Here is a 25803-nt window from a genome sequence, read left to right on the forward strand (position 1 = left end):
ATCCCTCGCGCCAAGGCGCCTTGTGGCTCAGGAGAAGCTGTCGTAACCGGCGCGGCCCTCATCCAGCAGACGCCTGATGACCGCGACGCCTTCGGCGATGTCCTTTCGCTGCCTCGGCTGCGAAACACCGAAGCGGACGCCGTGGAAAACCTGCTCGGAGCGACCGGCCTTGAACTCGTCCTCGTCGTCGATCAGAACGCCATGTTCGAGACAAGCGTTCTTGAAGGTGCCGGAAAGCCAGGGGTCGGGCAGGGTCAGCCAGACAAAGGGAACCGTTTCGTGTGACTTGAACGCGAATCCGGCCAGCGTCTCGCGCACGATGGCAATCCGGGCGCCGATTTCGGTGATACTGCGTTTGCGTATCTCGTCCGCCTGGCCGGACAGCACCAACCTTGTATTCACTTCCGCCAGCAGGAAAGGCATGCCGCCGGTCATCATCTTGTGGGCGACGCGGATGCGATGGCGATAGGCGGGCGGGCAGGACAGCCAGCCGCCGCGCACACCCGCCGCGACCGATTTCGACAGGCCGCCGGCGACAATGGTGCGTTCGGGCGCGTATTCGGCCAGCAGCGGCGTCGGATCATCAGTCAGGTTGCCGTAGAGATCGTCCTCGATGAGAACGACATTGTATTCGCGTGCGACACGCGCGATCGCCTCGCGGCGCGCCACCGACAACGTCACCAGCGTGGGATTCTGCGCCGTCGGCATCAGGAAGATCATTCGGGGATGCTTTTGCGCGCAGACGCGCTCGAAATCGGCCGGGTCGATGCCCTGGTCGTCCGACGCCACCAGCGCGGTGCGCCGGCCGATCAGGCCGGCACTGCGGGAAATCTGTGAGTAGGTGAGGTGCTCGAAGGCGACATAATCGCCGGGCGTTGTCAGCGCTGCGATCGCCGCCATCACTGCGGCATGGGTGCCCAGCGTTGGAACGATGGCGTCGGCGTTCGGGCGAAACGAATTGCGCGACAGCCAGCGGGCGCCGGCTTCATACCAGCGGTCCGGAAAATCCCGCGTGTAGCTTGAAATCTCATGCGGATAATCCTGCGCCGCGCGCGTCAGGATATCGGCGACTATGGCGCCCTGGCCGATGTCGGGCGCGGCCGTGCTGTCGAAACGCAGCTTGCCGCGCGGTGCATCGATATAGCGTGTGCCTTCGCCGGTGACGTCTGGGGCCAGCGAGCTCGGCCTCGCATCATCGGCGCGCTGGCCGAGCACATAGGTTCCACGCCCGACTTCGCCGCTCACCAGCCCGCGTTCGCGCAGCAATTGGTAGGCCCGGCCGACCGTGCCGACGGTGGTGCCGATGTCGTAGGCGAGGTCGCGTTGCGGCGGCAGCTTTGCCCCCGCATCGATCACCCCCCGGTCGATGTCCGTTTCGATGGAATCCGCAAGCCGTTGATACAGCGGCCCGGAGCCGGCGGTGAGATCTGGAACCCAATTTGTCATGGTGACAATTTTGTATATTGCACCGAATTGTGAGTCAATACATATCAATCACGCACTAAGAAGGGTGCAAATTGGAACTCCGGTAGAAAGAAAATGAATACAATCGCGACAATCAGCCATTCGAGAGCCGAGTCATCGGGTCGATCCACACGCCCATCGGGCAGGCGCGGCTTTGCCGGCCGTCTGGTGCATGTGGTCCGGTCGCTGGCGAAATGGATCGACTATCTGCTGGAGCGCCGGCGCAGCCGGCTGGTATTGCTTGAGATGACCGATGACCAGCTCAAGGATATCGGTGTCTCGCGCTGCGACGCTCACCGCGAGGCCATCAGGCGGTTCTGGGACTGACCATGATGCCAAGACGCGGAACCGGAGTCCGCATAACTAACGGACGCTCGATGTTCTGATGCGTGCAACGCCGTGGTCGACAAGGACTGCGATCACGCACAGCACCAGAAAAAGCCCCGTGATGGCCGCCGCCGAGATGGCGACGCTGGCTGCGCCATTCTTGGCGACATCGAGGAAGGGGTAGGGCACCTCGCCGGCAAACGGGGCCCGCGTCAGCGCATAGATCAGATAGGCCACGGGAAAGAGCATCCACCAGGAGATGTCGCTCCACCGCGTCCTGCCGTCGGCGCCAGCGACCAGCCACCACAGCACGAACAGCACCGGCGTCACATAGTGCAGCAGGACGTCGCAGAGCAGAAACAGGCCCTGTGGCTGCCAGAGCTGCGCCAGCACCGTCGCATAGACGATGAACACAAGGGCGATCGAAACGGCGATGCCCGCGCGCATCCGTGATCCCGCGAAGGCAGGCAGCCATGCATAGCCGGTGGACGACAGCAGCGAGGTGTGGACGAGCACAGCGCCGATATTGGTCAGGATGGTGAAGAAGCTGAAAAGGAAGATGATGGAACCGAGCAGGCTGCGGCCAGCTTCCATCGACGCCGGAATGCTGATGCAGAACTGCAGGACGAGTCCGGCCAGACCGATGACCAGACCCGCAATCTGCAGGAACCGGCCCATTGCCCTATGCGGCCGCCGCGCAGGAGGGATTGCCTGCCTGCCAGCGGGCGATGTCGGAGCCGATGCGCGCGCCGAGCGGGTCGTTCATGAGCGGTCCGAACACGTCGACGCGGCTGGAATTGCCTTGTGCCTGAACGACCAGCAACGGTTTGCCACCATAGTGCTTGGCCGGCACAAGCAGGAAACGCGGCGTGCCGCTGAACGAATTCAACTCATTGGCCATCTGGTATTGCTTGAAGGCCGGATCCTTGCTGGCGATCCAGCATTTGTGGGCCGATATCGCCACCTGTTCCATGGCCAGCAACGCGGCACTTTTGCCTGAGAGGGCAGGTGCGCTCTTCGGGCTCGATTGGCAGGACGCCAGGGCGAAACCCGCAGCCGCAACCAAGGCGATCGTCTTGCTCCTGCTCAAGCGGCACCCATCTCAAGTTCGGACAGAAAAATCTTTAGGCCATCGGTCATTTCGCCCCACACTCGCGACAATGCCGGATGCTGCGAGGCGATCTGTTCATAGGCATCGAATTTGGGATAGGCGTCGAGCAAGTCGTGACGTCCTGTCATGGCCCGGAAATTGTTGAAGATGAACCGCGTCGGCGTCAGCCACGCATCGGCGAAACTGATGTCGTTGCCAAGCGCGAAGGGGCCTTGCGCCATGCGTTCCTCAATCGCCGCCAGCCCGTGATGCAGGCGGGCGAACTGGGCGTCGATCTCGGCATTGTTTCGCTTGGGCACGAAATGAAGCTCGAAAAGCTTCATCGTCGGGGTCAGCACGTCGAGATCGGTGATGCGGGCAAACATGCGCACCAGCGCGCGGTCCTTGGAATCCGGCGGCAGCAGCGCCGGTTCAGGAAAGCGCTCCTCGAGATATTCGGCGATGACCACCGATTCGACGATCGTTTCACCCGAACCGGTGATCAGCACCGGAATCCGGTTGAGCGGTGAGATGGCGCGAAACTCTTCCGGGATCGGAAAACCGGGCGGCGGCGCGATGATCTTGAGCGGTACATCCTTGATGTAGGCCAGCGCCCGCACGATCGACGAGTAGGGCGACAACGGCCGCGAATAGAGTTTCATGACCGTCTCTCTCCCTCATGAAGCGGACTTACCCAATAAAATGGGCTGGAATGTCCGGCTGTTTTCAGGCTGTTCGCCTTGATGATATCAGGCAGCAATGCCAAGCGCGCCCTCGAACAGCGCCCGGCCGTCGCTGCCGCCGTGGGCTGCTTCGATCAGGTTTTCCGGGTGCGGCATCAAGCCGAGCACATTGCCGCGTTCGTTGATGATGCCGGCAATGTCGTTGATCGAGCCGTTGGGATTGGTGCCGTCGGCATAACGGAACACCACCTGGCCTTCGCCTTCGAGACGGGCAAGCGTGTCGGCGTCGGCAAAATAGTTGCCGTCATGGTGCGCCACCGGCGCGCGGATGACCTGGCCCGGCTGGTAGCGGCGGGTGAACATGGTGTTGGCGTTGGTGATCTGCAGCTTGACCTGCCGGCAGACGAATTTCAGCGAGGTATTGCGCATCAGCGCTCCCGGCAGCAGGCCGGCCTCGACCAGGATCTGGAAACCGTTGCAGACGCCGATGACCATCACGCCCTTGGCCGCCTTTTCGGCGACTGCCCGCATCACCGGCATGCGCGCGGCGATGGCGCCGCAGCGCAGATAGTCGCCGAAGGAAAAGCCGCCGGGAATGGCGATCAGGTCGACATCCGGAATTTTGGTATCGGTCTGCCAGACGGTGACCGGCGGTTTTCCGGAAATCTTGGTCAGCGCCGCGATCATGTCGCGGTCGCGGTTGAGGCCAGGCAGAAGGACGACGGCGGATTTCATGGCAATTCCCGTTCGAGCATCTGAACCAGATACCGGGGTGAAACGTGGTTGGTCAACCAGACGCCGTTGTCGGAGAGAAAGAATGACGCCCCGTCCTTGGTCATGGTTGCCGAGTCGACCTGCAGGATAACACTTTTTCCATTGCGACGCGGGGCGACGATCAGAGCTGTTTCGACGTCCCTTGACAGGTGAACATGCTGGCGTGACTGGCTGGTGAGGCCCTCGCGGAGAATGCTGGGGAGAAACTCTTCCTTGGTGCCGTGGTAGAGGATCGCGGGCGGCACCGATGGCGGCAGGCCGAGATCGATATCGAGACTGTGGCCTTGCACGGCACGGATGCGATTTCCATCGATGGCAAAGCGCCTTTTCGGATTCTCTTCGACGATGCGTGCAACATCGGCGACGGACGCGCCGAACTTCGACTGGATGATCGCGCAGAGCACGCCGAAATCACCCCACCCGTTTTCGTCAAGCGACAGCCCTGCCTCATGCGGCGCGTGCCGCAGGACCAGGCTCATGAATTTCGATATCTGTGTGTCGTTCGGCATGGCGGCAATGCGGTTTCAGCCCCAATTGCCGAACTGGTGTCACGTCGGCTCATAAGGCTTTTGTGCTTCGGCAAGTTCGCGCAGGTCGAGACGTCTGTCGATGCGTTCAAGACGCTCGTCTTGTCGGGTTGGAATGCCGTAGACATTGTGGATATCGCTTTGCGTTGCCACCATGTGGCCCCGCATCACATTCAACTCCCGTTTCGTCTCGGAAACATCCTGACGAAGCTCACCGATTTCGTGATGCACGCGCTTCAGAAGCTCGAACATCAATTCATTCGTGACTTCAGACATAGTGCCTCCGACACAACCTCAGGTAAGTGTCACACTATAATTCTCAATCACCGTATTCGCCAGAAGCTTGTCGCACATGGCCTTCAGATCGGCCTCGGCCTTGGCCTGGTCGGTCTCGGAAAGCTCGACGTCGAACACCTTGCCCTGCCGCACCGCGCCGACGCCGTCGAAACCCAGTCCGGACAGCGCGTGTTCGATTGCCTTGCCTTGCGGGTCGAGCACGCCGTTCTTCAGGGTGACGGTAATGCGGGCCTTGATCACGCTGGACATGCTCCTGTTCTCAATATCGGGACGCAAGCCGCTATCAGTGCGGCTTGCCTTTGGCGCCATCGGTCGACGCAACAAGCACCGGGCCGGTGGGGCGCGGCGGCTCGTTCTCGTTCATGATGCCGAGGCGGCGGGCGACTTCCTGATAGGCTTCGACGAGGCCTCCCATATCGCGGCGGAAACGGTCCTTGTCGAGCTTGTCGTGCGTCGCCACGTCCCACAGGCGGCAGGAATCCGGCGAAATCTCGTCGGCAACGACGATGCGCATCATGTCGCCTTCGAACAGGCGGCCGCATTCGATCTTGAAATCGACGAGCTGGATGCCGACGCCCATGAACAGGCCGGAGAGGAAGTCGTTGACACGGATGGCGAGTGCCATGACGTCGTCGATTTCCTGCGGGCTCGCCCAGCCGAACGCCGTGATGTGCTCTTCCGACACCATCGGATCGTCCAGCGCGTCGGCCTTGTAATAGAATTCGATGATCGAGCGCGGCAAGACGGTGCCTTCCTCGATGCCTAGGCGCTTCGACAGCGAACCGGCGGCGACATTGCGCACCACCACTTCGAGCGGAATGATCTCGACTTCCTTGATCAACTGCTCGCGCATGTTGAGCCGGCGGATGAAGTGGGTCGGGATACCCATCCGGTTGAGATGGTTGAAGATGTGCTCGGAAATACGGTTGTTGAGCACGCCCTTGCCGTCGACGACTTCATGTTTCTTCTTGTTGAACGCGGTTGCGTCGTCCTTGAAGAACTGGATGAGCGTACCCGGCTCGGGTCCCTCATAGAGGATCTTGGCCTTGCCTTCATAAATGCGGCGGCGATTTTTCATCTGATTTTTTCTCTGGGGTTCCAGACAGGCGGCAATCGACCATTTCCTGTCCGTCTGCCTGAAATAGTGCGGCTACTGTAGGGTTCAATGCCGGGTCTATCCCAATCACATCGTTTGCTCAATCGGCAAATCCTTCCAATCAACCGCTTTCGGGACTGAAATGCCGCAGCGCAGCATGCAACGAAGCGTATTGACCGGCTCGCGACCTTTTGGTTTGTGCTTCCCCAACACATATACGTCATCACCAGCGAATCGATTTCCATCGGAGGGATGCCATGAGCAGCATGAAGGATCGCGAAGAGGGCTTTGAACGCAAATTCGCATTCGACGAGGAACTTCGGTTCAAGGCCTTGGCGCGCCGCAACAAGGCGCTCGGCCTGTGGGCGGCCGAAAAGCTTGGAAAGTCAGGCGCCGACGCCGACGCCTATGCCAAGCAAGTGGTCGTCTCCGACATCGAGGAAGCCGGCGATCACGACGTGTTCCGCAAGATACGCAAGGATTTCGACGACGCCGGTGTCGACCAGTCGGACCATCAGATCCGCCGCACAATGGACGAGCTGATGGCGCAGGCGATCGAGGAGATCAAGAACACCTGATGTGACCACACGCTGGACCAATCGACCGCCCGACCTATCCGGGCGGTTTTTCTTTGCCTTGCAGCGGTTTCCGGCTGAAACTGCGATCCTTAACGAGGAAAGTGTAGATGTCCCTGAAGTCCCGCCTTGCCGCCGATGAAACGCTGTTCACCGCATGGTCCGGCGTGCCGGATGCCCTGACCGTCGAGATCGTCGCCAAGCAGGGCTTCGATGCGGTCACCCTCGACATGCAGCATGGCGGCCATCATGAGGACAGCGTGCTGCGCGGTCTGGTGCCGGTACTCGCTGCAAACAAGCCGGCGCTGGTGCGCATTCCGGTCGGCCGCTTCGACATGGCAAGCCGCGCGCTCGATTTCGGCGCCGAGGCTGTCATTGCGCCCATGGTGAACTCGGTGGCCGATGCAAAACTGTTCGCCGCCGCCATGAAATACCCGCCGCTCGGCGAGCGCTCGTGGGGCCCGACCTATGCCTTTCCGCGCCACGGCAAGGGCGACCAGGCTGAATGGCTGCGCGACACCAATCAGCGCACCATGGCCTTCGCCATGGTCGAGACGCGTGCTGCTCTCGATGCGCTCGACGGCATCCTCGACACGCCGGGCGTCGACGGCATCTTCCTCGGCCCGTCGGATTTCTCGATCGCCTGGAGCAACGGCGCGACCATCAATTCGACGCTGGAAAGCATGATGGAAACGGTGGCGTCTGTCGCCGAGCGCACCCGCAAGGCGGGAAAACATGCGGCGATCTATGTCGTCGAGCCGGCAATTGCCGGTCGCGTCGTCTCGATGGGCTATCGGCTGCTGGCCATGGGCTCGGAGCACGCGCTGATCGGGCTCGGCGCAAAAACCCTGTTGAAGAGCGTCAGGGATTCGATCGACGCCTGAGAGAACTCAGGGTTTCAGATCGGTCAGGAACTTGGCGAAGGTCATCGAGCCCTCGGGCCACGGACCAAAGCCTGAATCCGCGTTGAGGTGACCGGTTTCGCCGGCGTCGATGAACAGCGAGCCCCAGGCGCCTGCAATGTCCTCGGCGACATCGAAGGCGCAGAACGGGTCGTTGCGGCTGGCGATCACGATCGAAGGAAACGGCAGCGGCTCGCGCGGATAAGGACCGAAGGTCATCAGGTGCCGGGGCTTGATCCCGGGGTTGGCGACATCGGGCGGCGCCACGAAGAAGGCGCCTGCGACCGGCTTCTGGAACTGCGGCATGGCCTGCACTGCCGCGGCCACACCAAGCGAGTGCGCAACGATGACAACAGGCCGCTCGGCCTCGTTGACCGCCTTGGCCACGCTCGCCGTCCAGTCCTCGCGCACCGGTTTGGACCATTCCGCCTGCTCGACGCGGCGCGCCGTCGACAGCTTCGACTGCCAGCGGCTCTGCCAATGGTCCGGGCCGGAATTGGTGTAGCCCGGCACGATGAGAATATCTGCTTCCTTGACCTTCATGGCGCTGAAATAGCGAGCGGCGTCGCTTCGTGCAACGGCCATGAATCGCGCTCTTGATCACAAATAGTGAACACGATGTTCGCTTCTTCACGTCTTGTGTGAACGATGCCGATCGACGATTTGTCGTGTGGAGAGAAACAGCCGTGTGCGGGAAGCCTACGCGGCGTACTATGATTGGCGGCGTGGGGCTCTTTGCCTTGGAAGTTTAACCGCGGCCGGCCGAACGGAGAATTTGATGAGCGAATTGCCTTTTGCCGCCACCACTCCCGTCAGCGTTGCCCGCGTCGGGCTGAAGGCGCGCGACGCTGAAAGTCTTGCCGCCTATTATCGCAGCGTCGTCGGCCTACAGGAACTGAGCCGCGCCGATGGCGCGATCACGCTCGGGGCCGGCAACCGTCCGTTGCTGGTCATCGAGGCGGATGCCGCGGCAAAGCCGGACGATCCGCAAAGTGCGGGCCTGTTCCACACCGCTTTCCTGCTGCCCAGCCGCGCCGATCTCGGCCGCTGGATCAACCACGCCATTGCCGACAAGATCGCCATCGAGGGGGCTTCCGACCATCTGGTCAGCGAAGCGCTCTACCTGACCGATCCGGAAGGCAACGGCATCGAGATCTACGCCGACCGCCGTCCGCACGACTGGAAGTGGAATGGCGACAAGATTGCCATGGCGACCGAGCGGCTGAACATTCCGTCTATCGTTGCCGAGGTGGCGGCGGGTGACGCCGGTTGGCAGGGCGCGCCGAAAAACAGCATTGTCGGCCATGTCCACCTGCGCGTCGGCAGGCCGGAAGACGCCGAAGCCTGGTGGAATCAGGAATTCGGCTTCGACACTGTGGCGAAATATGGCGGCCAGGCGGTGTTCCTGTCGTCGGGCGGCTATCACCACCACATCGGCGCCAATGCCTGGCGCAGCCCCGGCGCCGGCCGCCGCGATCCGAGCCGGGCGGGTTTGGCCTGGGTCGAGATGCGTTCGGACGATGTAACCAGCCCGGTAACCCGCGAAGACCCGTGGGGGACCGTGATCAACACCGTTCCCGGCAAGGCCTGATTGCCATTTGGAGAGCGTCTTCTTCCCGCATAGTGACGGGGAGAAGGGAAAGTTCGCCTCAGGCTTCGCCGAACACCCGCTTGAAGATCGTATCGACATGCTTGGTGTGATAGCCGAGGTCGAATTTCTCGCGGATCTCGGCTTCGGGCAGGGCGGCGGTCACTTCCCTGTCGGCCAATAGTTCTTCAAGAAAATCAGCGCCTTGCTCCCACACCTTCATGGCGTTGCGCTGCACCAGCCGGTAGGAGTCCTCTCGCGACAGGCCGGCCTGCGTCAGCGCCAGCATGACGCGCTGCGAATGCACGAGGCCGCGGAACTTGTTCATGTTCTTCAGCATGTTGTCGGGATAGACGAGCAGCTTGTCGACGACGCTGGTCAGCCGTGACAAGGCGAAATCGAGCGTCACCGTGGCGTCCGGGCCGATCATGCGTTCGACAGAGGAGTGCGAAATGTCGCGCTCGTGCCAGAGCGCCACATTCTCCATCGCCGGCAGCGCCATGGACCGCACCATGCGGGCTAAGCCGGTGAGGTTTTCGGTCAGCACCGGATTGCGCTTGTGCGGCATCGCCGACGACCCCTTTTGACCCGGCGAGAAATACTCTTCCGCCTCCAGCACTTCGGTGCGCTGCAGGTGTCGGATCTCGATCGACAGCCGCTCGATCGACGAGGCGATGACGCCGAGCGTGGCGAAAAACATGGCGTGGCGGTCGCGCGGGATCACTTGCGTCGACACCGGTTCCGGCTTCAGCCCGAGCTTTGCCGCCACATGTTCCTCGACATAGGGCTCGATGTTGGCAAAGGTGCCGACCGCGCCCGAAATGGCGCAGGTGGCGATGTCTTCCCGCGCGTGCACCAGCCGCTCGCGGCAGCGCGAGAACTCGGCATAGGCCTGCGCCAGCTTGATGCCGAAGGTCGTCGGCTCGGCATGGATGCCATGGCTGCGGCCGATGGTGACGGTGTCCTTGTGCTCGAAGGCACGGCGCTTGAGTGCCGCAAGCAGGCCGTCGATGTCGGCGAGCAGGATGTCGCTGGCCCGGCTAAGCTGCACGGCAAAGCAGGTGTCGAGAACGTCCGATGAGGTCATGCCCTGGTGGATGAAGCGGGCGTCGGGTCCGACGAATTCAGCAAGATGGGTGAGGAAGGCGATGACGTCATGCTTGGTGACGCGCTCGATCTCGTCGATCGCTTCCACGTTGAATTTTGCCGCGCCGCCCTTCTCCCAAATGGTTCTTGCTGCTTCCTTGGGGATGACACCGAGTTCGGCCAGCGCATCGCACGCATAAGCTTCGATCTCGAACCAGATGCGGAACCGGGTTTCGGGCGACCAGATGGCGACCATTTCCGGCCGGGAATAACGAGGGATCATCGGTCAGTCCTGATTTGTCGAGGAGTTTGCCCGCGTCCTAACAGAGGCGGGCAAAATGCTCAACGCCGCTGCCGCGCAAACCAGACGCTCGCGGCAAGCAAGGCGGCGAAACCGAGCGGAAAATAGAGCCGGATGCCCAGCACCACGAACTGGTAGAGCGCAATCAACACCGTGAAGACGAACTGGATAGCCCAGTTGCGGGTGAAAGCCGGTGCATGCCACTCGGCATAATAGGAGCGGTATTGCAAGGCATACAGCCCGCCGGTCAGGCCAATGGTTGCACCGAGCAGGCACACGAACGCGGCTGCGAACGCAACCTCCCAGCGCCTTCCAAGCGAGACCAGCCGCGCCGCGAACAGGCCAAGCGGAAAGGCAAGTGCTCCGCCGCAGGCATAGAGCAGCGACACGGTGCCGATCTTTTCAGGCGTCTCCCAGCCATCCAACAGCAGGGTGACGAGCGCACTGGCGCCCATCGCGACGGCCCACAACAAGGCGCCGAAAAGCGCTGTTCGCGACGCCGGTTTAGCGCGGCGAAGGCGGCTCAGGGCACGATTGCGCCCAGCGGGTTGAACAAGCGATGTCACAGGCGGCCGGTCACTGCGATCCAGCGAAAATTCGGCCCCTCGAAGCCGTATTGGCGCACGCTGATCAGCACCGCATAGCCGCTGAGACTGTCCATTGAAAACGTCTGCACCGCGCCGATCCGGTAGCCGTTCGGGCAACCCCGGCTCTTGGGGATCGACTTGTCCTCGTGCAACAGCTTGGTCGTGCCGCCATCCTGCGCCTCGATGCGCAGCAACCGGAAGCCGTTGATCTCGCCCTGGCTCTCGCAACCTTCGGTGTTGTTCATGCCGACCTCGTCGAGCCGGAATTCAAGCGGCTGGTCGACCGGTGAAAAGATCGGGCGTGGGTTGACCGCCATGCGGTGCGGATCGGCCGAAAACTCGGTCACCGGGTTGAAGCCCGCGGTGATGCCCCTGTTCGCCGTCAACTCAGCCTGTTTGACGATCGCTTCACCTTTTTGCCGGGCCTCGAGACGGGCGGCTTCGAGCGTGGCATTCTCATCGTCGATCCGGACCCTGATCGGCGTTCCCTTGAGAAAGCTGTCGTCGTTCGTGTCGATATAGTAACGGTTGGCATAAGGGAATCCCGAGCCGTCCTGGACGCCGTATTCCTCGAAGGCGAAGACGCCGCCGTCCTTGGTGAAGCCGAGGATTTCAAGCTCGGCGACATCGCCGGCATGGGCGCCGATCGACGTCGCAAATTGTGCAAGCATGGCAGCGACAAACAGGAAGAGCAGTCGCATCGGTTTTCACTCCGGCAGCCGTGATCGTTTCAATCCCCTAAGGCGCGTCGCAGTTGAACGGATTCAGGCGACGCGCTTTAGATATTTCCTTCTATGCATGTCGTTCTCCCAAAACCGGGACCACTTTTGCGCGACATGCATTAGCACGACGGAATCAAAACGTCGTGCAGTCCGAGAGCCGATGCATCCAATCGGCTGGTCATTTGTTATTGTCGGCAATCCAATGGAGAACCACCATGACCGACACCAGCAAAATTCGTGAGCATATGGAAGTCATCGGCGCCGATGGCGTGCATGTCGGCACCGTCGACAAGGTCGATGGGAAGCGGATCAAGCTGACCAAGGCCGACAGCGGCGAGGGCGCTCACAAGGGCCATCACCACTACATTTCCCTGGCTCTGGTTGCCGAGGTCGATGGCAAGAAGGTGTGGCTGTCGGCGAATTCCGATGTCGCGGTGACCTTCGAGGAAGAAAAGTCCGATCCCGTCTGATCGGCTGCTTCACCCCGTGCGCGACGACCAGACCGGAAACAGGTCGTCATCGGCAGGCGTCGCGGCGAACACACCGCGGCTGATGGCGCGCGCCATCGTGGCGCCGGCCGCGGCATAGAGGTCGATCGCCGCATCGGCCGCAAGCTCGACACCACTGGTACCCGTCGCCAGCGCAAACACCAGGTCGCCGTCGGCCGGGGTGTGCGTCGGCCAGATGGCGCGCACGAACCCGTCATGCGCTGCTATCGCCAGTCGTTTTGCGGCGTCCTTGGTGAGAACCGCGTCCGTGGCAATAACGGCGATGGTGGTGTTGCCACCGGTCTCCATCTGTCCGTCGACATGCTTGTCGCGGTATTTCAACAGGATCCGTTTCGCGTCGTCCGGCATCGGCGATGGGTAGCCAAGTCCGCCAAATTCGTCGCCGATTTCGAAGGGTGCCGCCCAGAAATGGCGGGTTCGGCCGACGGTCACCGAGCCGGTCGGGTTGACGGCGGCCAGCGCACCGACGGTGATGCCATTGTCGAGCAGCGTCGAGGCCGAGCCGAGGCCGCCCTTCAAACCGGAGGTGAGTGCACCGGTTCCGGCGCCGATCGTGCCGAGCTGGAAATCGGCTGAGGCGGCTTGCGCTGCCTCATAGCCGATGTCGCGGTAGGGTGGATAACGGCCCCAGTCCTTGTCGCCGCCATTGCGCAGGTCGAACAGGATCGCCGCTGGCACGATCGGCACGCGAAAGCCACCGACTTCGAACCCGATGCCGCGCTCGCGCAGGGCCGCCTGCACGCCGGATGCCGCATCGAGACCGAAAGCCGAACCGCCTGAAAGCACCACCGCGTGGACCGCCTCGACCGAATTGTGCGGTTCGAGCAGATCGGTCTCGCGGGTGCCCGGCGCACCGCCCAGGATCTGCACGCCGGCCACCGCCGGCTCGTTGCAAAGGATGGTCGTGACGCCGGACTTCAGCCTGGCGTCGGAAGCGTTGCCGACCCGCAGCCCGGCAACATCGGTGATCAGATTGCGCGGGCCGGTGCGAAACATCAGTTGCTTTCCAAAGGCGCAAAACGTGTGCCGTCGAAGCGGAAGACGCGGTACGGGCTCTGGCTGAGGTCGCCTTTCGCGTCGAAGCGGACCGTGCCTATCGCGGTGGTGAAATCATGCCCGGTCAGCGCGTCGGCCAGCGGCTTGGCTGAAGTTTCGGCCAGGCCTGATGCTGCCTTGGCGATCTCGACCGCCGCGTAGGCCGGCAGTGTGTAGCCGTCCGGCACGATCCTCCGTGCGGAGAAGCTTTCCAGCACTTTTGGATCGGCGACATCGGCCCATTCAGGCGGTGCGATCATCAGCGTGCCCGTCGCATAGGGCACATCGCCGGGCGGCGTGCGCAGATTTTCGCCCCCGGCGAACACGATACCGGCGGAAAGTTGCGCCGCGTCACGGCCCATGATGGCGACATCGTCGCCGTCGCCGCCCGCAAAGACATGCGTCGCGCCGGCCTTCTTCAGCCGGCCGACCAGGCCGATCTGGTTGTCGAGCTGCGGCCGGAACGTATCGACGAAAACCGGCTTCAGCGCCGCCTGTTCGGCGGCCGCCCGAAACGTCTCGGCCATTTCGCGGCCATAGATGGTGCCGTCATCGATGATGGCGAACAGTTCGTCCTGCCACAGGCGGGTGAGGCTGGCGGCGACCGCATTGCGCTCGTCGTCGCCGCGTGGCCCGAGACGATAGATTGGCCAGCCGGTCTTGGCGCGCCGGTCGGTCAGGCTTTCGGTTCGCACGCCAACGGTGATGACCGGAATGTTGGCGTCTTTCAGGATCGGCATCGCCGCCTCGATCGCGTCGGTGCAGAGAAAGCCGACCACCACAGTGACCTTGGCCGCCACGAATTCCCTGGCTGCGGCGGCTCCGCCATCGGCGGTACAGGCGTCATCGATGGTTTTGAGTTCGACGCCGTTCGCTTCGGCCGCGATACCGGTGCCGGCGTCGATCTGTTTGCCGAGGATGGCAGATGGTCCGGACAAGGGTACAGCCACGCCGACCAGCAGCGTCTGGGCGCTGGCGACGCCGGCCATGAACAGCCAGGCCAGTGCGGCAGATATCGTTACCCCGGGGCGCATTCTGGTGATGAATTCCTCCCAACTGGCGACATCTCGCAGCCGCCAATTCCCGCCAAGACCTAAAGGCTGGCCGGCCTTGGTGCAACACGCGAATTTCACGATATGGGCCAAGCACTTCGCTTGTGGCATGTCGTATGTCGCCATATATAGCGGTAGGTTTCTGGCTGTGGACAATTTCCGGTGCTGAAGAAGAATGACATTGGGCCGCAGGCCTATCGCGACGCGATGAGCCATTTTGCCGGCCACGTCCATGTGGTCACCACCGATGGGCCGGCGGGCAAGCGCGGCGCGACGGTGATCGCGGCCTGTTCGGTGTCGGACACGCCACCGACGATTCTCGTCTGCCTCAACCGCGAAAACCCCAAGAATGAGCCGTTCGTGAAAAACGGCAGATTTGCCCTGAACACGCTGGCTTCGCATCAGGAGCCGCTCTCGATCGGCTTTTCCGGCATCACCGGCCTGCCGGTCGAGGAACGCTTCGCGCTGGGCGAATGGGACGTGATTTCGACCGGCGCGCCGACGCTGAAGGGCGCGCTCGCGGTGTTCGACTGCGAGCTGATCGACAGCAAGGACCTGGCCACGCATCGTGTGCTTTTTGGCAAGGTGACAGGCCTGCGCATGGGCGATAATTTGCGGCCGCTGATCTATCACGCCCGCGGCTACCATGTTCTGGACAGCGGGGCGGCGGCGTTCACGGAGAAAGAATGAACGAGTTGAAACCGCGTGCCGCGCCGCGGACGATCGACGAGACGCTCGATCTCCTGACCGGTGCGGACTATGTGGCGGACCGGTCATTGGCAACCGTGCTGTTCCTGTCGTTGCGCATGAAACGGCCGCTGTTCCTCGAGGGCGAGGCCGGTGTCGGCAAGACCGAGATCGCCAAGGTGCTGGCGCAAGCACTTGGCCGCCGGTTGATCCGCTTGCAGTGCTATGAAGGCCTTGACGTCTCGTCTGCCGTCTACGAGTGGAACTACGCTGCGCAGATGATCGAGATCCGCATGGAGGAGGCGGCCGGCAAGGTCGACCGCTCCGACATGGAGCGCAACGTTTTCTCCGAAAAATACCTGATCCGTCGCCCGGTGCTCGATGCGCTGACCGGCAAGACGGGTGCCGCGCCGGTCTTCCTGATCGATGAACTCGATCGCACCGACGAGGCCTTCGAGGCGTTCCTGCTCGAAATCCTGTCCGATTTCCAGGTGACAGTGCCTGAACTCGGCACGATCAAGGCGGAAGAACCGCCGATCGTCATCATCACCACCAACCGCACCCGCGAGATCCACGACGCGCTGAAGCGGCGCTGTCTCTATCACTGGGTCGACTATCCCAATGCCGAGCGCGAACTGGAGATCGTGCGCCGAAAGGTGCCGCAGGCCAACCAGCGGCTTTCGGCCGAGGTGGTCTCCTTCATCCAGAAGCTGCGCCAGATCGAGCTGTTCAAGGTGCCGGGCGTCGCCGAAACCATCGACTGGGCCGGCGCGCTGACGGAACTCGACAAGGTGGCGCTTGATCCGGAAACCGTATCGGACACCATCGGCGTGCTGTTGAAATACCAGGACGACATTGCCCGTATCGAACAGGGCGAAGGCCGGCGCATCCTCAACGAGGTGAAGGCTGAGCTTTCGGCGGCGGAGTAGGCGATGCCGCGCCCCGAGCCGAAAGAGGCGACAGTGGACGGTCGGATTGCCGACAATATCGTCTATTTCGCCCGCACTTTGCGTAAGGCCGGCATGCGGGTCGGACCGGCGTCGGTCAAGGATGCCATCGAGGCGGTGCTCGTCGCCGGCATCGGTTCGCGCGATGATTTCTACTGGACGCTGCATGCCGTGCTTGTGTCCCGTCACGAGGACCACGCCATCTTCGACGAAGCTTTCCGGCTGTTCTGGAAGTCGCGCGAACTGATCGAGAAGATGCTGGCGATGTTCTCGCCGGTGGCGCCCGACACCAGGGAAAAACAGAAGCCGCGCGCCGCCGAAAACCGCGTCAGCCAGGCGATGTTCGAGGGCCATCAGAAGAACCAGCCGACGCAGGAAATCCCCGAAATCGAGGTCGACGCCCGCTATACTTTTTCCGGCAACGAGGTGCTGCGCGGCAAGGACTTTGCCCAGATGAACGCAGCCGAGATGGCGGATGCCAAGAAGGCGATCGCCCAGTTGCGGTTGCCTTTCGACATGGTGCGGACCCGGCGCTTCAAGGCCGATGCGCATGGCCGCCGCATCGATCCGCGCGCCATGATGCGTTCGGCCGCCCGCACCGGCGGCGAACTGATCCTGCCGAAATTCCGCTCACAGCGCGAGGTTCACCCGCCGCTGGTGGTGCTGGCCGACATTTCCGGCTCGATGAGCCAGTACACGCGCATCTTCCTGCACTTCCTGCATGCGCTGACCGAAAAGCGCCGCCGTGTCCACACTTTCGTTTTCGGCACCCGGCTGACCAATCTGACCCGGCAGATGCGCCACCGCGATCCGGATGCCGCACTGGCCGACTGCTCGGCGGCGGTCAAGGACTGGTCGGGCGGCACGCGCATTGGCGATACGCTGGCCGAGTTCAACCGGCTGTGGTCGCGCCGCGTTCTGGGGCAGGGGGCGGTGGTGCTTTTGATCACCGACGGGCTGGAGCGCGACGATGTCGTCGGCCTCTCGGAGGAGATGGAGCGCCTGCACAAATCCTGCCGGCGGTTGATCTGGCTGAACCCGTTGCTGCGCTTCGACGGTTTCCAGGCGCGCGCCCGCGGCGTCAAGGCGATGCTGCCGCATGTCGACGAGTTCCGCTCGGTGCACAATCTCGATGCACTCGCCGATCTCTGTGCCTCGCTGGACAAGAAATCTGTGCAGTCCGTTGACCCGCGCCGATGGCTGGACGCTGGTGTCAGGCGCGCCGCATAGCCATATGTCTATCCATCGGAAAACAGACTCCCAGAAAAAATTGAAATCACCGCACAGGAGGCCCGATCGATGACGCTCCAAAGCATCAACCCCAAGGATCTGCCAATTCCGCAGACGTACAGCCAGGTCGTCGTTGCGACAGGGAGCAAGTTGGTGTTCATCTCGGGCCGGGAGCCCGAAGACCTACATGGCAAGCTTGTTGGCCGTGGTGATCTTGCGACTCAGGCGCGCCAGGTGTTTGCCAATCTCGGCCGAGCACTTGCCGCCGCCGGTGCGGCGCCTACGCAGGTCACCAGGATCACGATCTATGTCGTCAACTACAATCGCGATGAATGCCTGCCGATCATCGAAAAGGCTCGGGTAGGGCTGTTCGGAGATCACAAACCAGCTGACGTGGTGCTTGGCGTGGCGAGCCTGTCCCCCGACTACCTGATCGAAGTTGACGCAGTCGCGGTGATTGATTGACCATACGGGTGGCACGCGCCAAGTGGATCACGACGAACCCGCTTGCGCGAACTGGCGGTGCCCAGATCATAAACAGACTCCAAGAGAAGCGATCATGGAAAACAGCATCTATCTCGACGAGGCCCGCGATCCGCTGATCATCGCGGAAGGCTGGATGAAGGACGGCAAGGATGTCGCCATCGCCACGGTGGTCGAGACCTGGGGATCGGCGCCTCGCCCCGTGGGCAGCCATCTGGTCATCGATGCCGACGGCAATTTTCACGGCTCCGTCTCTGGCGGCTGCGTCGAAGGCGCGGTGGTTACCGAAGCGATCGATGTGATCGACACAGGCAAGGCCAGGATGCTCGAGTTTGGTGTCGCCGACGAAACCGCCTGGCAGGTCGGCCTGTCCTGCGGCGGCCGCATCAAGGTCTATGTTGAAAGATTGGGCTGACCTTTTATGGACCCGTATGCGCTCAAGATGTTGAACGTCGAACGCCGCGCCCGCCGCGCGGCGATCCTCGTCACCGATGTCGGTGACGGCCGCGACCGTATCGTGCGCGAAGGCGATCAGGTTGCCGGCGATCTCGGCGCTGCGGTCGCCAGGGCGTTTCGATCAGGCAATTCCGGTTCGGTCGAGGCCGAGGGACGGACCTTCTTTCTCAACGCGCATCTGCCGCAGCCGCGGCTGGTTGTCGTCGGCGCTGTGCACATCAGCCAGGCGCTGGCTCCGATGGCCAGGATCGCAGGCTATCCCCTGGAGATCATCGATCCCCGCACCGCCTTTGCCACATCAGACCGCTTTCCCGATGTCACCCTGCATGCCGAATGGCCGGAGGACGTGCTGAAGCGCCAGCCGCTTGACAGCTACACGGCGCTTGCCGCCGTCACCCATGATCCGAAGATCGACGATTTCGCACTGAAGGCAGCGCTCGATGCCAACTGCTTCTATGTCGGCGCGCTTGGCAGTCGCAAAACCCACGCCAAGCGTGTCGAACGCTTGCTGGCGCTGGGCGCGAGCGCCGACCAGATCGCCCGCATTCACGCGCCGATCGGGCTGGACATCGGTGCCGCCAGCCCTGCCGAGATCGCGGTCGCGGTGCTGGCGCAGGTCGTCCATGCCTTCCGCTCGCGCGGTCTGGAAGTGAAAGGCGCGGCAGCGTGAAATTCGGCCCGATTCCGATCGAAGCGGCCGAAGGTGCGGTGCTGGCGCATGCCACCACGGCCGGCGAACGGCACTTTCGCAAGGCGCACAGGCTGAACGCCGAAGACGTCGCCTTGCTGCGGGGCGCCGGCATTTCCCAGGTCGTAGCGGCCGTGCTGGCCGCCGACGATCTCAGTGAGGACGCCGCCGCGCGGGAAATAGCCGAGAGCATGGCCTTTCGCGGCATCGACGCTCGGCCGGCCGCGACCGGGCGGGTCAATCTCCACGCCGGGTCAGCGGGTATCTTCACCGTCAATGCCGCTGTCATCGACGCCATCAACGCCGTCGATCCCGCCATCACTATCGCCACGTTGGCGCAGCATGCGCCGGTCGAGAAAGGCCAGATGGTCGCGACGGTGAAGATCATTCCCTTCGCGGTCAGCTCTGCGCTGGTCGATGCGGTCACGAAAATCTGCGCCGGCGGGGAAATCTTTGCCGTCAACGCCTATCAGCCGGTGCGTGTCGGCGTCATCCAGACCGTCCTGCCGGGCATCAAGCCGAGCGTGCTCGACAAGACGCTGCGCGTCACCGAAGCGCGGCTGGCGCGCACCGGCGGCAGGCTGACAGCGGAGCGTCGCACCCCGCACGAGATCGCTCCGGTGGCGGAGGCCGCGGCCTTGCTGGCGCGCGACAACGACATGGTGGTGATCTTCGGCGCGTCGGCGATGAGTGATTTCGCCGATGTCATTCCGGCGGCGATCGAGAGGGCGGGTGGTACTGTTATCCGCGCGGGCATGCCGGTCGATCCCGGCAATCTGCTGGTGCTCGGTACGCTCGGCGGCAAGCGTGTCATCGGTGCACCCGGCTGCGCCCGCAGCCCCAAGGAAAATGGCTTCGACTGGGTGCTGGACCGGTTGATCGCTGGCCTTGACGTGACCGCCAAGGATATCGCCGGCATGGGCGTCGGCGGGCTGTTGATGGAAATCCCGACCCGGCCGCAGCCGCGCGAACCGCTGCCGCCCAAAAACAAGCTCAAGGTTGGCATCGTGCTTCTGGCGGCGGGCCGGTCGAGCCGCATGGGCGGGCCGAACAAGCTCTTGGCCCTGTTCGACGGCAAGCCGCTGGTGCGCCGCACCGCCGAACGCGCGCTCGGCTCGAAGGCGTCGGGCACGATTGTCGTCACCGGCCACCAGCGCGAGCGGGTGCAGGCGGCGTTGGCGGGGCTGGATGTGGCTTTCGCCGACAATCCCGATTTCGCCGACGGCCTGTCCACCTCGCTAAAGGCCGGCATTGCCTATCTGCCCGAAGACTCCGCCGGCGTGATGATCGTTCTCGGCGACATGCCGGGTGTCTCGTCTGATGACCTCGACAGGTTGATCGATGCATTCCGCAAGGCCGGCGGCAATTCGGTGGTGCGCGCCTCGCATGACGGCAAACGCGGCAACCCGGTGCTTTTGCCGCGCTCGCTGTTTCCGGCGATCGCCCATCTGGAAGGCGACACCGGTGCACGTCATCTGGTCGAGGCCGAAGGGCTCGATGTCATCGATGTCGAGATCGGCGCAGGGGCGTCCGTCGATGTCGACACCCGCGAAGCGCTGGAAGGCGCCGGCGGCGTATTGCAGGATTGACAAACGGAAGCTGAAAAACGCATGCCTGCTGGCATGGCTACTCGTACCGTTGCACCCCCCTCTGGCCTGCCGGCCATCTCCCCCTCAAGGGGGGAGATCAGCAGTTTCGCCGACAGTGCACATTCAGCAATCCTGGAGATTGGCGAAGGCCGAAATGACCTCCAATCTCCCCCCTTGAGGGGGAGATGGCCGGCAGGCCAGAGGGGGGTCTTCGTAAATCTCTACGCCTTTCTGACTGCAGCGCTGGTTTTTTGTGTCGCCGCCCATGCCAATGCTCTCGAACTCAAACCCTTCAAGGACGATCTCTTCGCCTATCCGGCCGTGCTGTCGTCCGACACCAGCGGCGCCTACAGGGTCCTCGACTACCATGAGCTACGCGACATAAACCAGCGTGACGAGGTGCCGGAGCGCAGGGTGCGCGCCCAATACACGGACACCAGCGTGCGCAAGGTCCAGCAGGATCTGCTGCTGAAGACCGATGCCGGCGACGTCAGGCACGTAGCCGTTGGCAAGACCGAGGGCGCGGGCATCATCGTGCTTTACCTGCACGGGCAGGGCGGCAGTCGCAAGCAAGGCGTCGACGACTTTACCTTCGGCGGCAATTTCAACCGCCTCAAGAACCTGATGGCCGGCAATGGCGGCCTTTATCTCAGCCCTGACTTTCCCGATTTCGGCGACAAGGGCGCGGCCCAGGTGGCGGCGCTGATCGACCACTACGCCGAACAATCGCCAGGCGCGAAAATCTTTGTCGCTTGCGGCTCGATGGGAGGCGCGCTGTGCTGGAAGCTTGCCGCCCGCAACGACACCGGCCGGCGCGTCAACGGGCTGCTGCTGCTCGGCTCGCTGTGGGATGAGAGTTTTTTCGCCAGTCCCGCTTTCAAGCGTCATGTCCCGGTTTTTTTCGGCCAGGGCAGCCATGACGTGGTTTTCCCGGTGGAAAAGCAGGAAGCCTTCTTCCGCTCCATCATCGCCAAATCAAAGGCATATCCGACCCGCTTCGTCCGTTTCGAGACAGGCACCCACGGCACGCCGATCCGCATGACCGATTGGCGCGGCACCCTCAACTGGATGCTGTCGAAGGCACCTTGATCGACGCTGCGGGAAGCCGGGCTAACCCTCAGGGCGCGGTATTGTAGTCGACAACCGTCTGCGGATTTTCCTCGCCGTCATAGGATGCGTCGACGTCGAACTGGACCAGCGAGAAACTGCCGTTGCGAAACAGATAGGTCCCCGAGTCGGATGCGTCGCCGACGCCGCGCCACTTGTTGAAGGTGGTGATCGTGTGGGCTTCCTCGTCATAGTCGGAATTGACCGCCCAGCCGGTCGTCTGGAAGCCGACGATGCTCATGCCCAGCAATTTGCCGTCGCTGTTATTGTTCTCGTAGCGGATATCCATCTTGGGTTCGGCGAACTGCAATTGCTGCACGGCCGATAGCTCGTCGGTCATGTAGTAGACCGAGCTTTCATTGTAGGCAGCGGCGGAGCAGGAAAAATGGAACAGCCGTGTTTCCTTGTCGGGGTCGCCGGGCGCTGCATCCTTGTCCTTGTATTTGATCGAAAAAACGGTCGGCTCACCGGCCAGGAACTGCTTGTCGCACTGGTCGCCATAAGTCGCCAGGAAGGCCTTCTTGGCCTGCTCCAGTGCCGTGTCCTTCTTCGGAGGTGGCGGCCCGTCGCCGCAGCTTGGCGGCAGCGCCTCCTCGAAATCGGCGGTGGAGGGTTTCAGCGCACCTTTTTCGATGTGGATGGGATCGAAGGGCGGCGCCGCCTGGATCTGTGCATTGACCTGGCGCAGCGTATAGCAGCCGGCAAAGACCTTTTCGCCGCCGGTCTTGTCGGTGGCGCGAATGGCGACAGGGACATTGTAGAAAATGCTGCCGGCAGCGCCTTCGTCTGAAATTGCACCGGTCTCGACCTCGACCTTCTCGGTGCCGTCATAGCCCTTGACGAAACTGTCGAAGTCCTTTGCCGGCTTTGTATCTCCGAAATAACCCCAGGCGCGAGCGAATTCATGCCGGTTGATCGCGCTGTAAAGTGAGCGGACGACGGCGTCGGCGCTTGATCGATCGTCGACATACGGCGCTTCGGGTGTATCGTCGGCGGCCAGTACTGTTTGGCCTGCTGTAGCAAGGGAGAGAAAGGCAGTCGCTGCGAAAAGGGCGCGTCTCATCGGGAATCTCCGCTCGATGGGGAGATTCTACTATGGCGATTGCGGCATCGTGGTGACGCGGCGCTGGTGGTGCTTGAAGAATCGTGCCTGAAGGCGCTACGTCCATCCGCCGGCGTTCCGGCCGGACAAGGAGATTTGACGTGACGATATCGATGTATGAGGTATCCGTGCCTGTGTTTACGGAGAGGCTGAAAGCCCTTTCCACCATACTGGCGGCAGCCGAACAGAATGCGCTTGAGCGCAAGATCGACCCGCAGGTGTTCCTGACCTCCAGGCTGGCGCCCGACATGTTTGCGCTGACCAGGCAGGTGCAGATCGCCACCGACCATGCCAAGGGTGCGCCGTCGCGGCTCGCCGGTCGCGAAGTGCCGAGTTACGAGGACAACGAGGCGAGTTTTGCCGATATCCAGGCGCGCATCACCAAGACCCTGGACCTGCTGGCGACATTTTCAGCCGCGGAGTTCGACGGGTCGGACGACAAGGTGATCGAGTTGAAGCTTGGCGGGCGCGAACGCTCGATGCCCGGCCTGCAGTATCTCCTGCATGTGGCCATGCCCAACTTCTATTTCCACCTCACCACCGCCTACGACATCCTTCGCCACAATGGCGTGCCATTGGGCAAGGCGACGTTCCTCGGCGCGCGCTGAGGACTTGAGGTTTTTGAGATGTCCTGGACGGATCCGGGACATCTCGCGAGCGTATGTGTTTAGCAAATGGACATTTCGCGGGCGATGCGCGGAAAGTCGGCGGGCTTCATGCCGATGTCGGCGCGGTCGGCATTGCTCATCGAATGAAGCAGTGCGAGTGCGGAGCGGTATCTCAGATGTTCCTGCGGCCGCGGCCGGGCGAACATTTCAGTGAAGAAACCCATGGTTCAGGCTCCTGGTTGATTCCTCCACGGCTCCTAATATAGGTGAATCGTGACAATTGTGCAGTGCAGCATTTGCATGCCTGCCATGTCCTGATGATTTTTCAGAGCATAGTTTTGCGAGCGGGTGAAACCTTTTCCCGATGCGCACCGTACGCTGAACGCCGGCACATGGCCGGCTTTTCCTCGCCACTCCTGGCGAATTCCGGACTGCACGAAATTGCAGTCCGGCTTTTCGTTTTGGGACGGCAGACACCGCAGCTTTGGTCCCGGCAACGGCTAAATTCGTTAACATCGGTGGCATGCATTTTTAACGAGCCGGTTTTATGGTCTGAAGCTTGGATAGTCGAGCAAGGGGGAGGCTGACATCGCTACTGGCGCCAAGCGGGATTTCGCTTCGTTGCTCGACGACCTCTTCGTCGCTTCAGACAAGCTCGACGGGATCGAGGGCGAGGAGTCCGGCGCTCGCCCATCCATCCCGTTCGACTATCTCTCGGTGGCCGATGAACTCCATTCCGGCCGCATCAAGGTTTCGGGCAGCAGCTTTTCCACTGAATACCGCGAGGCCGGCGCCGATCTGGCGACCGAATTCGCCGCCTTGCTCGAGCATGCCAGACTGGCACTCGCCGGCGAAGAGCTGAAGCCCGAGGAAAGCCTGCCGCCGATCGATCCGGAATCCATTGCAGTCGAACTTGGCCTCAATCAGCCCAAGCAGGTCGCCGATTTTGGCCGCATGCGCCGCAGCTTCGCCTTTGCCAACCATCCGGACCGTGTCGCTCCGCACCTGCGCCAGCGCGCCATGATCCGCATGCAGGTGGCCAATATGCTGATCGACGAGGCCAAGCGCCGCGCGCTGGCCGGCGCTCGCCGCTAAACGCCACTTGTTCACCCAAAAGTCGGGCTGGCGAGGCTTGGAGAGCGCCTCTGCTTTCCCTATAGATGCGGCTTCCTTCCCACGCCGCCACGCAAGCTTTCCCTCCGGAGCAGAATTCCATGCACAAACGCCGTCTCGGTCGGACCGATCTTCTTGTTAGCCAGATCTGCCTGGGCTCCATGACCTGGGGCCAGCAGAACACCGAGGCAGATGGCCACGCCCAGATGGATCTGGCTTTCTCGCGCGGCGTCAATTTCATCGACACCGCCGAGCTCTACCCGATCCCGCCCAAGGCGGAGACGCAAGGGCGGACCGAGAAGATCATCGGCAGCTGGATGAAGGCCAACGGCAACCGCGACAAGGTGATCCTGGCCTCGAAAGTCGTCGGCCGCACCGCCAACGGCTGGTTTCGCGGCGACAGGCCGTCGCAACTGGTACGCGCCGATATCTTTGACGCTATCGACAAATCGCTGGCCAAGCTCGGCACTGACTATCTCGACCTCTACCAGATCCACTGGCCGGAACGGGACATACCCTGGGGCGCCAACCCGACGCGCGTCGGCGCCGTACCGCGCCGCGCCGATTCCGTGGGCGCACCAACCAACGAAACACCGATCGCCGAGACCCTTGCGGTGTTCGACGAACTGGTGAAGGTCGGCAAGATCCGCCATTTCGGCCTGTCGAACGAAAGTTCCTGGGGCGTGATGCGGTTCCTGGCGGAGGCGGACAAAGGCGTCGGTCCCCGCGTCGCGTCGATCCAGAACGCCTACAATCTCGTCAACCGCACCTTCGAAGTGAACCTCGCCGAGGTCTGCGAGCGCGAACAGGTGTCGCTGCTTCCCTATTCGCCGCTGGCACAGGGATATCTGACCGGCAAATACGACCATGGCGCTCGCCCTCAGGGGTCGCGCACGCAGCTCTTCAACCGCGGCCAGCGCTACGAGACACCCAATGCGGCCGAGGCACAGCTCGAATACAATGAGCTGGCGCGCTCCTTTGGCCTCGAACCGGCGCTGTTTGCCAATGCCTATGTATCGAGCCGGCCCTTCGTCACCTCGAACATCGTCGGCGCGACCACCCTTGCGCAGCTCGACATGGCGTTGTCTTCGGTCGACGTCGTCTGGACCGAAGAGATGCAGAAGGCGGTGGACGCGATCCATCAGCGCGTCGGCAATCCCTGTCCTTGATAGGGGACA

33 protein-coding genes are annotated in these 25803 nt (G+C 62.5%); 16 read left to right on the forward strand and 17 right to left on the reverse strand.

The window, feature by feature from the left end:
• Nucleotides 1–27: 27 nt before the first annotated feature.
• On the reverse strand, nt 28–1446 hold the full coding sequence (locus AC07FD_RS17415) for an aminotransferase-like domain-containing protein (protein ID WP_478350844.1): 1419 nt from the start codon (nt 1444–1446) through the stop codon (nt 28–30).
• Nucleotides 1447–1539: 93 nt separating this feature from the next.
• Between AC07FD_RS17415 and AC07FD_RS17420 the strand changes: the two genes are divergently transcribed.
• Nucleotides 1540–1791 (forward strand): DUF1127 domain-containing protein, encoded by a 252-nt coding sequence (locus AC07FD_RS17420; RefSeq protein WP_478350845.1) that lies wholly within the window; start codon nt 1540–1542, stop codon nt 1789–1791.
• Between the two features lie 36 nt (nt 1792–1827).
• Here the strand turns inward: AC07FD_RS17420 and AC07FD_RS17425 are convergent, their stop codons facing one another.
• The 8 genes from AC07FD_RS17425 to purC all read right to left on the reverse strand — a co-directional run bounded on the left by AC07FD_RS17425 (nt 1828) and on the right by purC (nt 6240).
• On the reverse strand, nt 1828–2469 hold the full coding sequence (locus AC07FD_RS17425) for a Pr6Pr family membrane protein (protein ID WP_478350846.1): 642 nt from the start codon (nt 2467–2469) through the stop codon (nt 1828–1830).
• Between the two features lie 4 nt (nt 2470–2473).
• A complete protein-coding gene (locus tag AC07FD_RS17430) occupies nt 2474–2881 on the reverse strand; it encodes a hypothetical protein (RefSeq protein WP_478350847.1) in 408 nt (135 codons plus the stop codon).
• Nucleotides 2878–3543 (reverse strand): glutathione S-transferase family protein, encoded by a 666-nt coding sequence (locus AC07FD_RS17435; RefSeq protein ID WP_095085469.1) that lies wholly within the window; start codon nt 3541–3543, stop codon nt 2878–2880. Before AC07FD_RS17435 ends, AC07FD_RS17430 begins: the two co-directional genes overlap by 4 nt.
• An 87-nt stretch (nt 3544–3630) precedes the next feature.
• Complete coding sequence (purQ, locus tag AC07FD_RS17440; RefSeq protein WP_478350848.1) at nt 3631–4299, reverse strand: phosphoribosylformylglycinamidine synthase subunit PurQ; 669 nt, start codon at nt 4297–4299, stop codon at nt 3631–3633.
• Nucleotides 4296–4847: an RNA 2'-phosphotransferase gene (locus AC07FD_RS17445; RefSeq protein ID WP_478350849.1), complete on the reverse strand. Its 552-nt coding sequence runs from the start codon at nt 4845–4847 to the stop codon at nt 4296–4298. The genes purQ and AC07FD_RS17445 overlap by 4 nt, the downstream gene beginning before the upstream one ends.
• Before the next feature lie 39 nt (nt 4848–4886).
• Nucleotides 4887–5141, reverse strand: coding sequence for a hypothetical protein (locus AC07FD_RS17450; protein ID WP_478350850.1), 255 nt, complete (start codon nt 5139–5141; stop codon nt 4887–4889).
• 18 nt (nt 5142–5159) lie between these two features.
• The gene (purS, locus tag AC07FD_RS17455) at nt 5160–5402 is read right to left on the reverse strand and encodes a phosphoribosylformylglycinamidine synthase subunit PurS (RefSeq protein WP_478350900.1); all 243 of its coding nucleotides are present in this window, start codon (nt 5400–5402) and stop codon (nt 5160–5162) included.
• A 43-nt stretch (nt 5403–5445) separates the two neighbouring features.
• Nucleotides 5446–6240: a phosphoribosylaminoimidazolesuccinocarboxamide synthase gene (gene purC, locus AC07FD_RS17460; protein ID WP_095085488.1), complete on the reverse strand. Its 795-nt coding sequence runs from the start codon at nt 6238–6240 to the stop codon at nt 5446–5448.
• 275 nt (nt 6241–6515) lie between these two features.
• Here purC and AC07FD_RS17465 point away from each other — a divergent pair, with 275 nt between their 5' ends.
• Together AC07FD_RS17465 and AC07FD_RS17470 are read left to right on the forward strand one after the other, a co-directional pair.
• Nucleotides 6516–6836 carry a DUF1476 domain-containing protein gene (locus AC07FD_RS17465; protein WP_478350851.1) on the forward strand — a complete coding sequence of 107 codons (321 nt, stop codon included), beginning with the start codon at nt 6516–6518 and terminating at the stop codon, nt 6834–6836.
• A 107-nt stretch (nt 6837–6943) separates the two neighbouring features.
• Complete coding sequence (locus tag AC07FD_RS17470) at nt 6944–7717, forward strand: HpcH/HpaI aldolase family protein (protein WP_478350852.1); 774 nt, start codon at nt 6944–6946, stop codon at nt 7715–7717.
• 6 nt (nt 7718–7723) lie between these two features.
• Here the strand turns inward: AC07FD_RS17470 and AC07FD_RS17475 are convergent, their stop codons facing one another.
• Nucleotides 7724–8278, reverse strand: a complete 555-nt coding sequence (locus AC07FD_RS17475) for an RBBP9/YdeN family alpha/beta hydrolase (protein ID WP_478350901.1) — start codon at nt 8276–8278, stop codon at nt 7724–7726.
• A 235-nt stretch (nt 8279–8513) separates the two neighbouring features.
• Here AC07FD_RS17475 and AC07FD_RS17480 point away from each other — a divergent pair, with 235 nt between their 5' ends.
• Complete coding sequence (locus AC07FD_RS17480; protein WP_478350853.1) at nt 8514–9326, forward strand: VOC family protein; 813 nt, start codon at nt 8514–8516, stop codon at nt 9324–9326.
• A gap of 58 nt (nt 9327–9384) precedes the next feature.
• On the opposite strand, the gene purB is transcribed toward AC07FD_RS17480, so the two are convergent.
• From purB to AC07FD_RS17495, 3 genes are all read right to left on the reverse strand, one after another.
• Complete coding sequence (gene purB, locus AC07FD_RS17485) at nt 9385–10692, reverse strand: adenylosuccinate lyase (protein ID WP_478350854.1); 1308 nt, start codon at nt 10690–10692, stop codon at nt 9385–9387.
• A 59-nt stretch (nt 10693–10751) separates the two neighbouring features.
• Nucleotides 10752–11165, reverse strand: coding sequence for a hypothetical protein (locus AC07FD_RS17490; RefSeq protein WP_478350855.1), 414 nt, complete (start codon nt 11163–11165; stop codon nt 10752–10754).
• Between the two features lie 107 nt (nt 11166–11272).
• Entirely contained in the window at nt 11273–11998 is a 726-nt protein-coding gene (locus AC07FD_RS17495; RefSeq protein WP_478350856.1) for a DUF2259 domain-containing protein, read from the reverse strand.
• A gap of 236 nt (nt 11999–12234) precedes the next feature.
• Here AC07FD_RS17495 and AC07FD_RS17500 point away from each other — a divergent pair, with 236 nt between their 5' ends.
• Nucleotides 12235–12489: a DUF2171 domain-containing protein gene (locus AC07FD_RS17500; protein WP_184870741.1), complete on the forward strand. Its 255-nt coding sequence runs from the start codon at nt 12235–12237 to the stop codon at nt 12487–12489.
• A gap of 9 nt (nt 12490–12498) precedes the next feature.
• Here the strand turns inward: AC07FD_RS17500 and AC07FD_RS17505 are convergent, their stop codons facing one another.
• Nucleotides 12499–13524 (reverse strand): P1 family peptidase, encoded by a 1026-nt coding sequence (locus AC07FD_RS17505; protein WP_478350857.1) that lies wholly within the window; start codon nt 13522–13524, stop codon nt 12499–12501.
• On the reverse strand, nt 13524–14597 hold the full coding sequence (locus AC07FD_RS17510) for a branched-chain amino acid ABC transporter substrate-binding protein (protein WP_478350858.1): 1074 nt from the start codon (nt 14595–14597) through the stop codon (nt 13524–13526). The genes AC07FD_RS17505 and AC07FD_RS17510 overlap by 1 nt, the downstream gene beginning before the upstream one ends.
• Before the next feature lie 180 nt (nt 14598–14777).
• On the opposite strand from AC07FD_RS17510, the gene AC07FD_RS17515 reads away from it, so the two are divergent.
• The 8 genes from AC07FD_RS17515 (at nt 14778) to AC07FD_RS17550 (ending at nt 21784) form a co-directional block, all read left to right on the forward strand.
• Nucleotides 14778–15305 carry a flavin reductase gene (locus AC07FD_RS17515; RefSeq protein ID WP_095085520.1) on the forward strand — a complete coding sequence of 176 codons (528 nt, stop codon included), beginning with the start codon at nt 14778–14780 and terminating at the stop codon, nt 15303–15305.
• Nucleotides 15302–16231 (forward strand): AAA family ATPase, encoded by a 930-nt coding sequence (locus AC07FD_RS17520; RefSeq protein ID WP_095085532.1) that lies wholly within the window; start codon nt 15302–15304, stop codon nt 16229–16231. Before AC07FD_RS17515 ends, AC07FD_RS17520 begins: the two co-directional genes overlap by 4 nt.
• Nucleotides 16232–16234: 3 nt before the next feature.
• Nucleotides 16235–17479 carry a vWA domain-containing protein gene (locus AC07FD_RS17525; RefSeq protein ID WP_478350859.1) on the forward strand — a complete coding sequence of 415 codons (1245 nt, stop codon included), beginning with the start codon at nt 16235–16237 and terminating at the stop codon, nt 17477–17479.
• Between the two features lie 69 nt (nt 17480–17548).
• Complete coding sequence (locus AC07FD_RS17530) at nt 17549–17944, forward strand: RidA family protein (protein WP_478350860.1); 396 nt, start codon at nt 17549–17551, stop codon at nt 17942–17944.
• A 94-nt stretch (nt 17945–18038) separates the two neighbouring features.
• A complete protein-coding gene (locus AC07FD_RS17535) occupies nt 18039–18377 on the forward strand; it encodes an XdhC family protein (RefSeq protein ID WP_095085542.1) in 339 nt (112 codons plus the stop codon).
• 6 nt (nt 18378–18383) lie between these two features.
• The gene (locus AC07FD_RS17540; protein WP_478350861.1) at nt 18384–19088 is read left to right on the forward strand and encodes an XdhC family protein; all 705 of its coding nucleotides are present in this window, start codon (nt 18384–18386) and stop codon (nt 19086–19088) included.
• On the forward strand, nt 19085–20695 hold the full coding sequence (locus AC07FD_RS17545; protein WP_478350862.1) for an NTP transferase domain-containing protein: 1611 nt from the start codon (nt 19085–19087) through the stop codon (nt 20693–20695). The genes AC07FD_RS17540 and AC07FD_RS17545 overlap by 4 nt, the downstream gene beginning before the upstream one ends.
• Before the next feature lie 174 nt (nt 20696–20869).
• Entirely contained in the window at nt 20870–21784 is a 915-nt protein-coding gene (locus AC07FD_RS17550) for an alpha/beta hydrolase family protein (protein ID WP_478350863.1), read from the forward strand.
• 28 nt (nt 21785–21812) lie between these two features.
• On the opposite strand, the gene AC07FD_RS17555 is transcribed toward AC07FD_RS17550, so the two are convergent.
• Nucleotides 21813–22865 carry a DUF1176 domain-containing protein gene (locus tag AC07FD_RS17555; protein WP_478350864.1) on the reverse strand — a complete coding sequence of 351 codons (1053 nt, stop codon included), beginning with the start codon at nt 22863–22865 and terminating at the stop codon, nt 21813–21815.
• Between the two features lie 140 nt (nt 22866–23005).
• Between AC07FD_RS17555 and AC07FD_RS17560 the strand changes: the two genes are divergently transcribed.
• Nucleotides 23006–23512 carry a DUF1993 domain-containing protein gene (locus tag AC07FD_RS17560; protein ID WP_477394873.1) on the forward strand — a complete coding sequence of 169 codons (507 nt, stop codon included), beginning with the start codon at nt 23006–23008 and terminating at the stop codon, nt 23510–23512.
• 59 nt (nt 23513–23571) lie between these two features.
• On the opposite strand, the gene AC07FD_RS17565 is transcribed toward AC07FD_RS17560, so the two are convergent.
• On the reverse strand, nt 23572–23736 hold the full coding sequence (locus AC07FD_RS17565; RefSeq protein ID WP_478350865.1) for a hypothetical protein: 165 nt from the start codon (nt 23734–23736) through the stop codon (nt 23572–23574).
• Nucleotides 23737–24133: 397 nt separating this feature from the next.
• Here AC07FD_RS17565 and AC07FD_RS17570 point away from each other — a divergent pair, with 397 nt between their 5' ends.
• Both AC07FD_RS17570 and AC07FD_RS17575 read left to right on the forward strand, forming a co-directional pair.
• Complete coding sequence (locus AC07FD_RS17570; RefSeq protein WP_095085555.1) at nt 24134–24607, forward strand: hypothetical protein; 474 nt, start codon at nt 24134–24136, stop codon at nt 24605–24607.
• Between the two features lie 119 nt (nt 24608–24726).
• The gene (locus tag AC07FD_RS17575) at nt 24727–25794 is read left to right on the forward strand and encodes an aldo/keto reductase (protein WP_478350866.1); all 1068 of its coding nucleotides are present in this window, start codon (nt 24727–24729) and stop codon (nt 25792–25794) included.
• The last annotated feature ends 9 nt before the right edge of the window (nt 25795–25803 follow it).

Source organism: Mesorhizobium waitakense (assembly GCF_056431085.1).

Bases quoted from the DNA above. Each gene is read 5' to 3' on its own strand.
- AC07FD_RS17500 (WP_184870741.1), top strand. From the start codon at position 12,235: ATGACCGACACCAGCAAAATTCGTGAGCATATGGAAGTCATCGGCGCC.
- AC07FD_RS17480 (WP_478350853.1), top strand. From the start codon at position 8,514: ATGAGCGAATTGCCTTTTGCCGCCACCACTCCCGTCAGCGTTGCCCGC.
- AC07FD_RS17555 (WP_478350864.1), bottom strand. From the start codon at position 22,865: ATGAGACGCGCCCTTTTCGCAGCGACTGCCTTTCTCTCCCTTGCTACA.
- purQ (WP_478350848.1), bottom strand. From the start codon at position 4,299: ATGAAATCCGCCGTCGTCCTTCTGCCTGGCCTCAACCGCGACCGCGAC.
- AC07FD_RS17565 (WP_478350865.1), bottom strand. From the start codon at position 23,736: ATGGGTTTCTTCACTGAAATGTTCGCCCGGCCGCGGCCGCAGGAACAT.
- AC07FD_RS17510 (WP_478350858.1), bottom strand. From the start codon at position 14,597: ATGCGCCCCGGGGTAACGATATCTGCCGCACTGGCCTGGCTGTTCATG.
- AC07FD_RS17425 (WP_478350846.1), bottom strand. From the start codon at position 2,469: ATGGGCCGGTTCCTGCAGATTGCGGGTCTGGTCATCGGTCTGGCCGGA.
- AC07FD_RS17530 (WP_478350860.1), top strand. From the start codon at position 17,549: ATGACGCTCCAAAGCATCAACCCCAAGGATCTGCCAATTCCGCAGACG.
- AC07FD_RS17540 (WP_478350861.1), top strand. From the start codon at position 18,384: ATGGACCCGTATGCGCTCAAGATGTTGAACGTCGAACGCCGCGCCCGC.
- purC (WP_095085488.1), bottom strand. From the start codon at position 6,240: ATGAAAAATCGCCGCCGCATTTATGAAGGCAAGGCCAAGATCCTCTAT.
- AC07FD_RS17490 (WP_478350855.1), bottom strand. From the start codon at position 11,165: ATGGGCGCCAGTGCGCTCGTCACCCTGCTGTTGGATGGCTGGGAGACG.
- AC07FD_RS17535 (WP_095085542.1), top strand. From the start codon at position 18,039: ATGGAAAACAGCATCTATCTCGACGAGGCCCGCGATCCGCTGATCATC.
- AC07FD_RS17520 (WP_095085532.1), top strand. From the start codon at position 15,302: ATGAACGAGTTGAAACCGCGTGCCGCGCCGCGGACGATCGACGAGACG.
- AC07FD_RS17435 (WP_095085469.1), bottom strand. From the start codon at position 3,543: ATGAAACTCTATTCGCGGCCGTTGTCGCCCTACTCGTCGATCGTGCGG.
- AC07FD_RS17575 (WP_478350866.1), top strand. From the start codon at position 24,727: ATGCACAAACGCCGTCTCGGTCGGACCGATCTTCTTGTTAGCCAGATC.
- AC07FD_RS17450 (WP_478350850.1), bottom strand. From the start codon at position 5,141: ATGTCTGAAGTCACGAATGAATTGATGTTCGAGCTTCTGAAGCGCGTG.
- AC07FD_RS17495 (WP_478350856.1), bottom strand. From the start codon at position 11,998: ATGCGACTGCTCTTCCTGTTTGTCGCTGCCATGCTTGCACAATTTGCG.
- purB (WP_478350854.1), bottom strand. From the start codon at position 10,692: ATGATCCCTCGTTATTCCCGGCCGGAAATGGTCGCCATCTGGTCGCCC.
- AC07FD_RS17505 (WP_478350857.1), bottom strand. From the start codon at position 13,524: ATGTTTCGCACCGGCCCGCGCAATCTGATCACCGATGTTGCCGGGCTG.
- AC07FD_RS17445 (WP_478350849.1), bottom strand. From the start codon at position 4,847: ATGCCGAACGACACACAGATATCGAAATTCATGAGCCTGGTCCTGCGG.
- AC07FD_RS17465 (WP_478350851.1), top strand. From the start codon at position 6,516: ATGAGCAGCATGAAGGATCGCGAAGAGGGCTTTGAACGCAAATTCGCA.
- AC07FD_RS17470 (WP_478350852.1), top strand. From the start codon at position 6,944: ATGTCCCTGAAGTCCCGCCTTGCCGCCGATGAAACGCTGTTCACCGCA.
- AC07FD_RS17420 (WP_478350845.1), top strand. From the start codon at position 1,540: ATGAATACAATCGCGACAATCAGCCATTCGAGAGCCGAGTCATCGGGT.
- AC07FD_RS17525 (WP_478350859.1), top strand. From the start codon at position 16,235: ATGCCGCGCCCCGAGCCGAAAGAGGCGACAGTGGACGGTCGGATTGCC.
- AC07FD_RS17415 (WP_478350844.1), bottom strand. From the start codon at position 1,446: ATGACAAATTGGGTTCCAGATCTCACCGCCGGCTCCGGGCCGCTGTAT.
- AC07FD_RS17475 (WP_478350901.1), bottom strand. From the start codon at position 8,278: ATGAAGGTCAAGGAAGCAGATATTCTCATCGTGCCGGGCTACACCAAT.